A 13,727-nucleotide genomic window follows, 5' to 3' on the forward strand; every position below is an offset into this window, starting at 1 on the left:
TTTGCAACCATCGAGAGATTCAGTCGGATTTTGTCGCGCTGAGACGCCGGGCACATCGTCCGTCCTGCCGTCCTGTTAGAGATTCTCCAGTCTCTGGAATGCGAGCGCGCCATGCGGGGCCGCGCCGTCGAAATGGGGTTGCCGCGTGGGGTCAATGGGAATTGGGGGTGCTGGCCGTCGGCAACGACGTCCGCGCAGCTGCCGTCGTCGCCGGACAATGAAAAGCTGCGGGATGCTCGTCATCCTGGTCCTGCCGTATCTCGCCTCGACCTCCGCCAGCAGGGCGCAGATCGACAATTACGGCATCTGGACCGCACTCAACAGCACGCCGGGGCAGGTGATCGAGTTCGGCACGCTGAGCAACGCTCCGATCGGCTCCCCGATCGGAACGAGCACATATCCTCACAGCGCGGTGTTTTCGGCCGATGGCCGCTTCGCCTATGTCGTAGCCATGTCCGGCGCGGTGGAGGTCATCGACGTCGTCGGCCGGACGGTTGTCGCGACCATACCCGTCGCCGGACAGACGGCGGGATTGGCGCTCAGCCCGGATGGCTCGAGCCTCTACGTGACCTCCTCCTCGGCCCATTCGGTCACGGTGATTTCCACCGCGACCAATGTCGTGGTCGGCTCCCCCATCGCGGTGGGGGCAGCCCCTTACGGCGTCGTCGTTTCGCCGGACGGGACCCGGGCCTATGTCGCCAACCAGGGCTCCGCGAACATTTCGATCATCGACGCCGCGTCGAAAACCGTCATCGGCACGGTCGCGGCGGGAAGCTCCCCCTCCGGCATCACAACGTCTCCGGACGGAAGCCGGATCTACGTGACCAATCAAAGCGATGGCAGCGTCACGGTGATCGATGCAGCGTCGCAATCGGTGGTGACGACGGTTTCGGTCTCCGGACTGCCCCTGAGCGTCGCGGCCAGCCCGGACGGGTCGCGGATCTATGTGACGACGCAGTCCAACCAACTCGTGGTGATCAATGCCCTGACGAACACCATCACGGCAAGCGTGACCCTGTCCGGCGGCCCGTCCAGCAACGGCATCGGAGTGACCGTGACGCCCGACGGCAGCCGGGCCTACATCACGACTGGCTTCGGGTTTTACGTGGTGGATACGGCCACCAACACGATCCTGTCCTTCGTCACCATGCCGATCGTTGACAACGGCAATGCCGGGACCGCCTTCATCGGGCCGAACGTCATCGTTGCGGCGGGCGGGGCGGTCGCGGCGGGCAGCGATGCCGCGCTCACGGCGCTGGGCTTCGGGCAATATGTCAATTTCAACGGCGGCGCGCTGCGATTTTCCAGTGCTTTCAGCACCGCGCGGACGATCTCGCTGCTGGCCGGCGGCGGCACGATCGACACCAACGGCTTCAATGCGACGTTGTCAGGGCAGATCATCAACACGGGATCCCTGACCAAGACGGGGCTGGGCACGCTGACGCTGACCGGCGCCAACACCTACAGCGGCGGGACCTTCGTCAATGGCGGCACGCTGGCCTTGAGCGGCGCCGGCACGCTGGGCGACGTCGGCGGGACGACCACGGTCAACAGCGGTGCCACGCTCGATCTGGGCGGCACGACGCAGACCCAGGGCGCGGTCGGCCTTAACGGCGGCACGATCCGCAACGGCAATCTGAACGCGCCCATTACCTCCATCGGAGGTGTCCTCAATGGCATCGGCGGGACCGGGAGCCTGACGACGACGGCCGGCTTCACCATGTTGCTCGGCAACAACGGCTACACCGGAGCCACGGCCGTGAATGGCGGTGTGCTCGACGTCGAAGGAACGATCACCGGCACCTCTTCGGTCACCGTGAATGCCGGTGGCGTGCTGATGGGATCGGGCACGATCGATCCGCTGTTGGTGGCGATTGCCGGCGGCGGCACGTTCGCGCCCGGCAACGGCATGCCCGGCAGCCTCACGAGCATCGTCGGCGATCTCGCCCTGCAATCGGGCGCGATCTATCAGGTCCAGGTCAATCCGTCGACGGCGTCCCATGCGAACGTCACGGGCAGCGCGACGCTGGGCGGCGCTAGTGTGAGCGCGGTGTTTGCGGCCGGCAGCTATATCGAGAAGAAATACACCATCCTCAGCGCGGGCGGCGGCCTCTCCGGCAGCTTTGCCTCGACCGTTGCCAGCAGCAATCTCCCGGCGAACTTCAAGACCGATCTCAGCTACGACGCAAACAATGCCTATCTCAACCTGTCGCTCGCCTTCGTGCCGCCGCCGAATTCCGGCCTGAACGGCAATCAGCAGGCGGTGGCGAACGCATTGGTCAATTCCTTCGACGTCAACGGCGGCATTCCGCTGATCTATGGCCGCATGACGGCGGCCGGCTTGACGCAAGCCTCGGGCGAACAAGGCACGGCAGCGCAGCAGACCACGTTCAACGCCATGAGCCAGTTCATGGGCCTGCTCACCGATCCCTTCGCGCAGCGCGAGGGCGGGCCGGATCCCGCGAACGGTGCGGCTGGACTTGCCGAAGACGTTCAGGCCAGCGCCTATGCCGCACGCAAGCGGGCCGACGCGTTCGCCATGTTCGCCAAGGCGCCAGCGCAGGGATTTGCGCGGCGCTGGAGCGTGTGGGCCGCCGGCTTCGGCGGATCGCAATCGACCGACGGCAATGCTGCGGACGGCTCGAATGACACCACGAGCCGCATCGCCGGCACGGCGGTCGGCGCGGACTATTGGCTCGCGCCGAACACGAAGCTCGGCTTCGCGCTTGCCGGCGGTGGCACCAGCTTCGGCGTGAACGGTCTCGGCTCCGGTCGCTCCGACCTGCTCCAGGCCGGCACCTATCTTTACCACGCCAACGGCGCGGCCTACGTCTCCGCCGCGCTGGCCTATGGCTGGCAGAACATCACGACCGATCGCACCGTGACGGTCGCCGGCGCAGACCGCCTGCGCGCCGCATTCGACGCCAATGCGTATTCCGGTCGTGTCGAAGGCGGCTACCGCCTGGTCGGGTCATGGATCGGCGGGATCGGCCTCACGCCTTATGGGGCGATGCAGTTCACGACGCTCGACCTGCCAGCCTATGCCGAACACGTCGTCTCCGGCTCATCGGCATTCGCCTTGAACTACGCCGCGAAGAGCGTGACCGACAGCCGCAGCGAGCTCGGCCTGCGTACCGACAAGTCGTTCGCCACGCCGGCCGGCGTGTTGGCACTGCGCGGCCGTGTCGCCTGGGCGCATGATTTCAATCCCGATCGTGCGGCCGCCGCAACCTTTCAGGCGTTGCCGGTCGCAAGCTTCGTCGTCAACGGCGCAGCGCAGGCCCGCGACGCCGCGCTCACGACGGCTTCGGTCGAGATGAAATGGCTGAACGGCTGGTCGGCGGCGGCCACGTTCGAAGGCGAGTTCTCCAGCGTCACCCGCAGCTACGCCGGCAAGGGCAGCGTTCGCTACGGCTGGTGAGCGTTGGATCCCGTCACGCGGTCTTCGCGGGCCAGGGCACGACCTGTCCGGACATCACCAGCCGATCGCGGCCGCTGTCCTTCGCGGCATAGAGCGCGCGGTCGGCCGCAGCGACCAGCGTGCTGAAGTCCGTGGAGGTCAGGGACGGAAGTCCGGTTGCCGCGCCGACGCTTACCGTGACCAACCGGGAGGGCGGATTCTGCGCATGCAGCATGGCAAGATCGTGCAGCGCCTGGCGAACCGCTTCCGCGACCTCCACGCAGCCATCCGGACCTGTGTTCGGCAACAACACGGCGAATTCCTCGCCGCCGTAGCGCGCCGCGAGGTCGGCGGGACGCCTGGCCTGGGTGGACAGGATCCGGCCCAGCGCGCGCAGGCACCCGTCGCCCGCAAGATGTCCGTAATGGTCGTTGAACTTCTTGAAATGATCGACGTCGATCAGCAGGAGCGAAAGCTGCGTGCCGTCGCGCCGGGCGCGCGCCCATTCGTCGGCAAGGCGTTCGTCGAATGCGCGCCGGTTGGCAAGGCCGGTGAGGCCGTCGGTCCTCGCAAGCGAAGCGAGCTTGTCCTGGAGATCCTTCTGCTCGGTCATGTCGCGCACGACCGCGACGACGCCGTCGATCGCGCCGCTGTCCGATGCCACCGTCACGTGCAGCGCCGCCTCCGCCCAGATCTCCCCTTTTTCGCGATGACGCTGGCGATAGACGAACCGCGCTTCCTCGGCCTCGCCGTTCTTCAGTGCCGTGATGGCCTGAGCGACCCGTTCCATGTCGTCGGCGTGAATGCCGGCCAGGGCCGACGTGTTCAGCAGTTCCTCGGCGGTCCAGCCGGTGATGCGCACGCATGACGGAGAGACATAGAGCAGCCGGTTATCCAGCCCGATCCGGGTTACCATGTCGCTGGATTGCTCGGCCAGCAGGCGGAAATTTGCCTCCTTGGCGACCAGGGCCTGCGCCATGCGCTGTCGCTGCCAGAGCTGACGGACCAGGTAGGAGCCGATCACCGCGATCAGCAGGACGAGGCCGACGACGAAAGTTATGCGTGTGGCGGCGGCGCGTCGCCAGGGAGCCAGCACGTCATCTTGGGACTTACTCGCCAGCACCATCAGGGGATAGCGGCTGCTGCGCTGGTAGTAGCTCAGGCGCTGCACGCCATCGAGCGGCGACTTGAAATAATAGACCGCTTCGGCGGGGCGGCTTTTCCAGCCTTTGAACAAGGGCGCATTGGACAGGTCGCGTCCGATGAAGGCGTCGCTCTCATCTCGGCTGCGTGCCAGCATGATGCCGCCATTGTTGAGCAGCGATGCCGAGCCGTTCGGCCCTAGGTCGAACCGCTCGTAGAATTTGACGAAATAGCTGACGTCGATCGTGAGCAGGGCAACGCCGGCGAAGCCGCCGTCGGGATCATTGATCCGCCGGGACGCCGTGATGATCCACTGGCCCCCGGAGCGGCTCTTGATGGGCGGTCCGATCAGCGTGCCCGTCTCCGTGGAGTCGCGGTGGCGCTGGAAATATTCCCGGTCGCTGTTGTTGAGCTTGGAAAAGTCGAGGCGCTCGGTCGTGGCAAGCCACCGGCCCGTCGCGTCATAGACGAAGATGCCGCGGATGCGGTCCGATGATTTGCGCGTCGGCAGATAGGCCTGGAGCTTCGTGATCGTGTCGGGGCCAGTCCCGTCGAGTTCGAGCCGGTGGACCAGTCCTACCAGGAGCGTATCGACCAGCTCGAACGTATCATCCGCGTGCTGGATCAGTGAATGTGCGAGGTTGGTGACGTCGATCTCGGCGTTCCTGAGGTCGACATTGCGAGCTTCCCATTCGCGCCAGGCGCTGAGGCCCAGGATCGTCACGCAGATCAGCCCAACGAAGCCCGCCGCCCAGAGCGGAAGGCGCGTCTTGCCGAATTCGCGGCTCGTGACCATCAGGCTTGCTCCAAATCGGGGCAAACCTCTCACTTTCGTCTTAACGGCCTCTTGCAAAATCTGCAATGATTGTGCGGGGTCCGTAATCAACCGGAAGGATTGCCGACATCGTTGGGGCAGATCGGCGGAGCCACGCTACCGCAGTGCGACAATTCCGCCTGCCGCCTCATCCCTCCAGGGTGAAGCCGACGCGCAGCGTCACCTGATAGTGCCGCACGGCGCCGTTCTCGATGTGGCCGCGCGTCTGCACCACCTCGAACCATTTCATCTCGCGGATGGTCTTGGACGCGCGGCTGATCGCGTTCTTGATCGCGTCCTCGATCGAGGTTTCGGACGATCCGACGAGGTCCAGGATCTTGTAGACATGATCACTCTCGGTTGCGGCCATGGGTCTTCCCTTGTTTCATCTTGCAGCGGACAAACGCGCTCGATGGAACGTGCATGCGAGCGCATGGCGTTGACTCTGAACGGGCGTGGGCGCCTCGGGTTCCCAGTGCCCGCTGGCCCCGGAGCGGAGGCGAGAGGAATGGTTTTCAAATCGCCCGCCGGCGTCGGATGCCGCGGTTGCCCGCGCGAAGACGGATGAGCTAACCTCTGCGCATGTCGTGGCATCTTCGAGTGCGGTGATGATCGGCCGTTGGACGAGGGGCACTCTGGTTGCGATCGGCCTCGGCGTGCTGCCTGCGCCTTGTATTGCGCAGGACGAACTCGATCGCGCGCCGGCGAGCATGGCTCTGCAGGTGACGACCGATCCCTCCACCATCGTGTGTCGCCGGCTGGACACGGTCAATTTAGCCTCGCTGGTGTTCCTGCCGCTGCGCCGGACCTTCAGCGAGGATTTTGACCAGCATCCGCTGTCGAACGGTCGCTGGGTCCCGCATTATGCCGGCGGCGCGGCCTGGCCAGAGGCACGCTATTGGGGCGGCGACGGCTCCGACTTCAAGCGCAAGACCAGCGCCAATGGCGAGCAGCAGATCTACGTCGATCCGCGCTATGCCGGCCGCGCGGCCGCGCCGCTCGGGCTCGATCCGTTCAAGGTGAAGGACGGCGTACTGTCGATCATCGCCAGCCGAACGCCGCCGGAATTGAAACCGCTGCTGTTCAACAACGAGTACATCTCAGGCATCCTGACGACCCAGGGCACGTTCGCCCAGAAGCACGGCTATTTCGAAATTCGTGCCAAGGTGCCGGTCGGCCACGCAGTGTGGCCGGCGTTCTGGATGCTGGCGGACGACGGGGGCTGGCCGCCGGAGGTCGACGTGCTGGAAGGCCGCGGCGAGCGGCCGGGCGATCTCGTGATGACGACGCATTGGCGGATCCCCTCGACCCAGAAGATCCAGTCCTGCGGCTTCGATTTCGCGGTCGGCGACGCCTCGAGCGTGTTCCACAATTATGGTGTGCTGTGGCAGGAGGATCGGCTGGTCTATTTCATCGACCGCACGCCGGTCTCCGACATCAAGGTGCCGATCGGCTTCGACGATCCCATGTACATGATCGTCAATCTGGCGATCGGGTCGAAGTTTTTTCCGGGCGTCAGTCAGGTCGATGCCGAATCGCCAGCGAGCGTCGCATTCGAGATCGACCGGATTTCCGTCTATCAGATCGATCTGGAGCTGGCACGGAGATAGCGATGTCAGCCGATGTCTCGCGGCGCCGTTTTGCCAAGCTCACGGGCCTCGCCGCGCTGGGCGTAGCAGCAGGTGCCGGGGCCGCGGAGAATGAAAAGTCCGCTTCGACCGACCGCCACCTGCCGGCGCCGCTCCCGAAGGATTTTCTGTGGGGCACGGCGACCTCGTCCTACCAGATCGAAGGCGCGGTCGATGAGGACGGTCGCGGCAAGTCGATCTGGGATATTTTCAGCCACACGCCCGGCAAGATCGAGGACGGCTCGACCGGCGACCGCGCCAACGAGCACTATCACCGCTACAAGGAGGACGTCGCGCTGATCAAGGCGCTCGGCGTCAAGGCCTACCGTTTCTCGATCGCATGGCCGCGCGTGTTTCCGGAAGGTTTTGGCCAGCCCAATCCTGAGGGCCTCGACTTCTACGACCGCCTCGTCGACGAACTGCTCGCGAACGGCATCGAGCCTTACGCGACGCTCTACCATTGGGACTTGCCGCAGGCACTCCAGGACCGCGTCGGGGGCTGGTCGTCGAGCGATACGTCGAAGGCTTTTGCCGATTACGCTGCGCATGTCGCCGCTCGCCTGACCGATCGCGTGAAGAACGTCTTCACCGTGAACGAGGTCGGGCGTTTCGTGAATTTCGGCTATGGCTGGGGCATCGATGCGCCCGGTCTCAAGCTGCCGACCGCGCAGCTCAACCAGGCGCGCCATCACGTCGCGCTGGCGCACGGGCTTGCGGTGCAGGCAATCCGCGCCGCCGGCCGCGCCGGCACCCGTGTCGGCCCGGCCGAGAACATCGCCGCCTGTGTGCCGGCGATTCCGACGCCGGAAAACATCCGCGCCGCCGAGATCGCGACGCGCGAGCTCAATGCCGGCTTCCTCGGCGTGGTGCTGGAGGGCAGATATACCGACGGTTTCCTCGCCTATGCCGGCGCGGACGCGCCGAAATTCACCGCCGAGGAATTGAAGATCATCGGCGCGCCGAACGATTTCGTCGGCCTCAACATCTACGCGCCGCAATATTACGTCACGGCTTCCGACCGCGCGCCCCGCTTCCACGTGCTGCCGTTCCCCACCTCGTTCCCGCACATGAATTCGGAATGGCTGCGGGTCGGCCCCGAAGTGATCTACTGGGCGCCGCGCCTTGCGGCAAAGATCTGGAACATCGAGAATATCTACATCAGCGAGAACGGCACCTCGTCCGAGGACAAGATCTCTGCCGACGGCCAGGTCTACGACCTCGACCGCATCATGTTCCTGCGCAATTACCTGTCCCAGATGCAGCGCGCGACCGCCGAGGGCGTGCCGATCCGCGGCTACTTCCTCTGGAGCCTGATGGACAATTTCGAGTGGATCTTCGGCTACGGCAAGCGCTTCGGCCTGTACCGGGTCGATTTCGAGACCCAGGCAAGGGTGCCGAAGCTGAGCGCGGCGTTCTATCGCGACGTGGTGGCACGGAACGCGATCGGGGGGTGAGACCACACCCTACGGATCCAGCTCCGTATCCCAGTACAGATAGTCCAGCCAACTATCATGCAGATAGTTCGGCGGGAACAGGCGGCCGTTGCGGTGGAGCTGGTGCACGGTCGGGGCGAAGGCATGCTGGCGCGGAAACATTTTTGCCTGCACCGGCGTGAGATTGCCCTTGCGCAGGTTACACGGCGAGCATGCCGCGACCACGTTCTCCCAGGTGGTCTGGCCGCCTTTGCTGCGCGGGATGATGTGATCGAAGGTCAGGTCCTCGGGCGAGCCGCAATATTGGCAGGCGAAACGGTCGCGCAGGAAGACGTTGAACCGGGTGAAGGCCGGATGGGTGGTCGGCTTGACGAAGGATTTGAGCGAGACGACGCTCGGCAGCTGCATTTGCAGCGTGGGGCTATGAACCGCCTGATCGTAATGTGCGACGATGTTGACGCGATCGAGGAACACTGCCTTGATCGCGTCCTGCCACGACCAAAGAGACAGCGGGTAGTAACTCAGCGGCCGGAAGTCCGCATTCAGCACCAACACCGGCCAACTGCCTTGCGAGACATGTGCGTTCAAGTAACGCTCCCGGCCTCCAATATACGCTGCGAAGCAGCATGTACTGACATACTACATGCAGCGTGACGGGATTGTGAAGCCCGCTGAGCGACTTATTCAGGTGCAAGCAATGCGGCGCCGGGGTGGCGAAAGCGCTCAAAAAGCCGCGATTTGGGGAGGTACGCGGCTGGCGCGGAACTGCCGTGACCAGCGCGTCGTGGCCTGCCGCGGCAGCTACTCCCGTACCCGCTCCAGCTTCTGCAAGCATCGCGTCGCGCGCACTGCAGCGGGCATCTCCTCGTCGGGAAAGCTGGTGTCCCAGTTGGTGACGCCGACCTCGCCGACATAGATGTCGCCCCTGGAATCCAGCGCGATGCCGTGGGGCGCCAGGAACTTTCCGCTCGCAACACCCGGCCCTTCCTCGCCGCCGAGGCGCGCGATGCGCCTGCCCCTGGCGTCCACGATCGACAGTCGCGGCCCGAGATTGGGCACCTTGCGGTTGATGGCAAGGCCCGGGCCGAGCTCGCCGATCACGAAGGTCGGGCTCTTGGCCCCGCCGCAACAGCACAGCGCGCAGGGCCGATGCAAATTGTTCCATTGCGTCTCGTATTTGCCCTCGCCATTGAACACCTGGACGCGGTGGTTCTCGCGGTCGGCGACATAGACCCAACCATCTGCATCGGTGGCAATATTGTGCACGATGTTGAACTGGCCGGGATCGGTGCCGGGCTCGCCCCAGCTCTTGAGCAGCTTGCCGTCCGGCGTGAATTTGTGCACGCGCGCATTGCCATAGCCGTCGGAGACGTAGATCTCGCCCTTCGGCGACAGCGCGGTGTGGGTGCAGCGGTGGAAGGGCTCGCCGCTCATGAACGGCGCCGGCTTCTCGGGGATGCCGATCGTCAGCAGCACCTTGCCGTCCGTGGTGCATTTGCGCACGGTGTGGTCGCCGTCATCGGTGCAGTAGAGATTGTCGTCGGCGTCGATGTGAAGGCCGTGCGCGCGCGAGAACAGCCCTTCGCCCCAGCTGCGCAGGAAATTGCCCTCGCGGTCGAGCACCACCATCGGGTGGGCACCGCGGTTGAAGACGTAGACACGATCCCTGCCGTCGACCGCGACGGAGGCGACGTCGGTGAGCTGCCAGCCGTCGGGCAGTTTCGCGAAATTGTCGACGACGCGGTAGCGGTGCTCGCCGCTGCCGAGAATGGCTGGCATGGGTGGTCTCTCCTCTTGTCATTCCGGGCTCGCGCTACGCGCGCCCCGGAATGACGGCTATAATCGCCCCAAAATCCCTTGCTCGATCGCCTTGATCTGCAGCGCGAGATATTTCGAGTTGATCCGGCACTGCGCGAGGCTGCCGGCGATGAACCAGAGCCCGGGCTGCCTGGTGCGCGCATACATGTTGCGCAGCTCAAGACCATCGCCAAAGCCCCAGATCGGCCCGACGCGGTCGGCGATGGCCTCGCCAAACAGCTTTCGCACCAGATATTCCTGCGGCTTGTAGCCGGTGGAGAGCACGATGAGATCGGCGGGAAGCAGCGTGCCGTCCTTCATCCGCGCCCCCTCGGGTACAAAGCCCTCGATGTCGGCAAACTGCCTGAGCTTGATCGCGCCCTCGACGATCAGGTTGGAGCAGCCGACGTTGAAATAATAGCCGCCCCCGCGGGTGAGGTATTTGAACTGCCAGCCGGTGCCGGCCTCGCCGAAGTCGAGCTTGAAGCCGACGCGCGAGAGGCCGTCGAGCAGCTCCTTGTCGAGCTGCTTCGACTGCTCCGTCAGCATCACATGCGTCTTCTTCGCCAGCGGCGTCGGCATCGAGGCCGCGATCAGGTCGTTGTCCTCGAGCGTGCCTTCGTTGTAGGTGGCATAAGCGAGCTGCGCCGACGGTTCGATATTGGTGACCAGCGTGGCTGCGCGCTGCACCAGCGTCACCTCGGCGCCGCTGGAATACAGATCCTGCGCGATGTCGTGGCCGCTGTTGCCGGTGCCGATGACGATCGCGCGCTTGCCTGTCCAGGTCTCGCCGTCCTCATAGCGGCTGGAATGCAGCAGCGTTCCCTTGAAATTGTCGAGCGTCGGAATGGCCGGAACATTGGCGATGCCGCTGACGCCGGTCGCCATGATCACGTGGCGCGGATGCATGGTGCGCCTGCTGCCGTCGGCCCGGCGCAGCGTGACGGTCCAGTGGCCCTCGACCTCATCATAGGCGCCGCTTTCGAACTCGGTGCCGGCCCAGAAGTTCAGCTCCATCGCATCGACGTAAGCCTCGAACCAGTTGGCGAGCTTGTCCTTGGGGATATAGACCGGCCAGTTCGGCGGAAACGGCATGTAGGGGAGGTGATTGACCTGCACCTGGTTGTGCAGGGTGAGCGCATGATAGCGCTTGCGCCAATTGTCGCCGATCCGCATCTCGCGATCGACGATCAGCGCGTCGACCTTCAACTGCTTCAGCCGGGCTGCTATCGCGAGCCCGGCCTGGCCGCCGCCGACCACCAGCGCGGCAGGGTCGCGATCGGCATAGTCGCGCGAGGCGTTGCGCAAATCCAGCCAGTTCGGCCCGCGGAAATCGCGGGAATAGGCCTGGCCGCGCGGCCGCGACGTGCCGAGTTGCTCCTCGAATCCCTTGAGCTCGTCGAGCGCGGTGAGCAGCGTCCAGGCCTTCAGGCGGTCGCCGTCGGTCTTGTCGGGAATGAGCCGCAGGATGCCGCTGCCACGGCCGGTCGCGGTTTCGAACGTGAAGATCGCTTCGATGGTGTTGCTACCGGCACGCGTCACCCAGCGCGGCGGCGCGCGGTTCGGCGCGATCTTGAAGTTGGTCGGTGCCGCCTTGGGCGCGAGCGCGGCCAGCGCTTGCGCAATCGTCTCGCGGCCGGCGATCGTTTGCAGGTTCCAGCTCAGCGCCAGCACGTCGCGCCAGAAGCTGTCGGCGAGGAAGAGGCGGTCCAGCGTGGCGGGATCGGGCCTGCCCAGCGCGCGCTCGAATTCATCGAGCCAGGCCTGGGCGCACGCGGATAGATCCTTGGTCTTGTCGAGCATGCGCGACCTCTTGGCCGTCTTTCGCGGCGTTTCCTCTGAGATCGGACGCTATACGGTTTCCTCGCCCGCCAAAAGCTGCGGACCCGAGCGAGGCAGGCATGCAGCCCTGCTCGGGCGGAATATGGCCTGGCATTCCGCTCGCACGGACGCCGGCCGGAGAAGGTTTAAGCGCCGCCCGGACCGCGGCCGGTCCAATAGGGATCGCGCAGCTTGCGTTTGAAGATCTTTCCGGTCGCCTCCCGGGGCAGCGCATCCAGGAACCGGATCTCCTTCGGCACCTTGAAGTTCGCCAGCCGCTCGCGCAGAAAAGCCTGCACTGCGGCGGCGGAGAGCTGGTCGCCGGTGTCGGGCTCGATGCAGGCACATAGCCGCTCGCCATATTCCGGGTCGGGAATGCCGAACACGGCGCAATCGCGCACTCCGGGCATGCCGATCAGCGCGTTCTCGATCTCGGCGGGATAGATGTTGACGCCGCCTGATATCACCATGTCGCGCTTGCGGTCGCACAGAAACAGATAGCCGTCCTCGTCGAGATAGCCGACGTCGCCGACGCTGACGAGGCCGTCGCGCCCCGCCTCGGCGCGCGCCTGCGCCTTGCCGTGGTAATCGAAATCGGGCACCGCCGTCTGGCGCATGTAGATTTCGCCGACCTCGTTGGCGTTGCACGCGCTGCCGTCGTCGCGGAAGATCCTGACGATGCCGCCTTCGATGGCGCGGCCGACGGTGCCGGGCTTCTTCAGCGCCTCCTCGGCAGAGTGCCACACCGGGATCCCGGTCTCGGTCGAGCCGAAATACTCGTTGATGACCGGCCCCCACCAATCGATCATCGCCTTCTTCACCTCGGGCGGGCAGGGCGCAGCCCCGTGCACGACGAAGCGCAGCGACGACAGGTCGTAGCGCCGCCTGACCGTCTCGGGGAGCCGCAACAGCCGCACGAACATCGTCGGAACCATGTGGATGTGCGTCACGCGGTGACGCTCGATCAGTGCCAGCAGCTCCTCCGCATCGAACCGCGGCTGGAGGACGATGGTGCAGCCGTTGCGGAACGCCATCATGCCGTAGGAATGCGGCGCCGAGTGATACATCGGCCCGTTGATCAGCACGATTTGGTTGTCCCGCGGCTTGATGCCATAGGCGATCGCGCCGACACGTTCGGAAGCGGCCGCCTGCTCGGGCTGCATCGGCATGCGCCGCACGCCCTTCGGCATCCCGGTCGTGCCCGAGGTGTAGATCATTGCCGCGGCCCGGCGCGGCGGTTCCTGGGTTTCGGTATGGCCGTCGCGCCAGCGCTCCCAATCGGTCAGTCCGGGCGGGACCGCGGTCAGCTCCGGGGCAATGGCGAAGGTCGCCGCCAGCTCGGGCGGCGTCGCGACGACGAGAAGGCGGACATCCGGCGCCACGCCGTCACGAATCTGCGGCAGCAGGTCGGCGTGGCAGACCAGGATCTTCGCGCCGCTGTCGGTCAGGATGTAGCGGACCTCCTCGGCCTTGAGATGCCAGTTGATCGGCACCACCGGGCTGCCGAGGGCGGCGGAGGCCGCAACCACCTCGAACAGGGCGAAGTCGTTGCGCAGCATCATCGCAACCGGCACGGCCTCGGCAAGGCCCAGGGCGCGGAATCCGCTTGCCGCCCGCCTGATGCGTGACTGGATCTCGTCATAGCTGATCCGGCGCTCGCCGCTGATGATCATGGCGTGTCCTTGTCCCGC

9 protein-coding genes are annotated in these 13,727 nt (G+C 65.3%); 3 read left to right on the forward strand and 6 right to left on the reverse strand.

Going from position 1 to position 13,727, the window contains the following annotated elements; translation table 11 throughout:
• The first annotated feature begins 232 nt into the window (after positions 1 to 232).
• Complete coding sequence (locus CIT37_RS06085; RefSeq protein WP_161966336.1) at positions 233 to 3,421, forward strand: autotransporter domain-containing protein; 3,189 nt, start codon at positions 233 to 235, stop codon at positions 3,419 to 3,421.
• A gap of 13 nt (positions 3,422 to 3,434) precedes the next feature.
• On the opposite strand, the gene CIT37_RS06090 is transcribed toward CIT37_RS06085, so the two are convergent.
• Complete coding sequence (locus CIT37_RS06090; protein WP_028139908.1) at positions 3,435 to 5,339, reverse strand: sensor domain-containing diguanylate cyclase; 1,905 nt, start codon at positions 5,337 to 5,339, stop codon at positions 3,435 to 3,437.
• A gap of 166 nt (positions 5,340 to 5,505) precedes the next feature.
• A complete protein-coding gene (locus CIT37_RS06095) occupies positions 5,506 to 5,727 on the reverse strand; it encodes a dodecin (RefSeq protein WP_018316283.1) in 222 nt (73 codons plus the stop codon).
• 238 nt (positions 5,728 to 5,965) lie between these two features.
• On the opposite strand from CIT37_RS06095, the gene CIT37_RS06100 reads away from it, so the two are divergent.
• Both CIT37_RS06100 and CIT37_RS06105 read left to right on the forward strand, forming a co-directional pair.
• A complete protein-coding gene (locus CIT37_RS06100; protein WP_095425144.1) occupies positions 5,966 to 6,967 on the forward strand; it encodes a glycoside hydrolase family 16 protein in 1,002 nt (333 codons plus the stop codon).
• A gap of 2 nt (positions 6,968 to 6,969) precedes the next feature.
• Entirely contained in the window at positions 6,970 to 8,439 is a 1,470-nt protein-coding gene (locus tag CIT37_RS06105; RefSeq protein WP_095425145.1) for a GH1 family beta-glucosidase, read from the forward strand.
• 9 nt (positions 8,440 to 8,448) lie between these two features.
• Here CIT37_RS06105 and CIT37_RS06110 read toward each other — a convergent pair whose 3' ends face one another.
• The 4 genes from CIT37_RS06110 to CIT37_RS06125 form a co-directional block, all read right to left on the reverse strand.
• The gene (locus CIT37_RS06110; RefSeq protein ID WP_018316280.1) at positions 8,449 to 9,006 is read right to left on the reverse strand and encodes an HNH endonuclease; all 558 of its coding nucleotides are present in this window, start codon (positions 9,004 to 9,006) and stop codon (positions 8,449 to 8,451) included.
• A 213-nt stretch (positions 9,007 to 9,219) separates the two neighbouring features.
• Complete coding sequence (locus CIT37_RS06115; RefSeq protein WP_095425146.1) at positions 9,220 to 10,197, reverse strand: peptidyl-alpha-hydroxyglycine alpha-amidating lyase family protein; 978 nt, start codon at positions 10,195 to 10,197, stop codon at positions 9,220 to 9,222.
• A 57-nt stretch (positions 10,198 to 10,254) separates the two neighbouring features.
• The gene (locus CIT37_RS06120) at positions 10,255 to 12,018 is read right to left on the reverse strand and encodes a flavin-containing monooxygenase (protein ID WP_099421838.1); all 1,764 of its coding nucleotides are present in this window, start codon (positions 12,016 to 12,018) and stop codon (positions 10,255 to 10,257) included.
• Positions 12,019 to 12,182: 164 nt separating this feature from the next.
• Positions 12,183 to 13,709: an acyl-CoA synthetase gene (locus CIT37_RS06125; protein WP_095425147.1), complete on the reverse strand. Its 1,527-nt coding sequence runs from the start codon at positions 13,707 to 13,709 to the stop codon at positions 12,183 to 12,185.
• Between the last annotated feature and the right edge of the window lie 18 nt (positions 13,710 to 13,727).

It is taken from the genome of Bradyrhizobium ottawaense (genome assembly GCF_002278135.3).
GTDB lineage: Bacteria > Pseudomonadota > Alphaproteobacteria > Rhizobiales > Xanthobacteraceae > Bradyrhizobium > Bradyrhizobium ottawaense.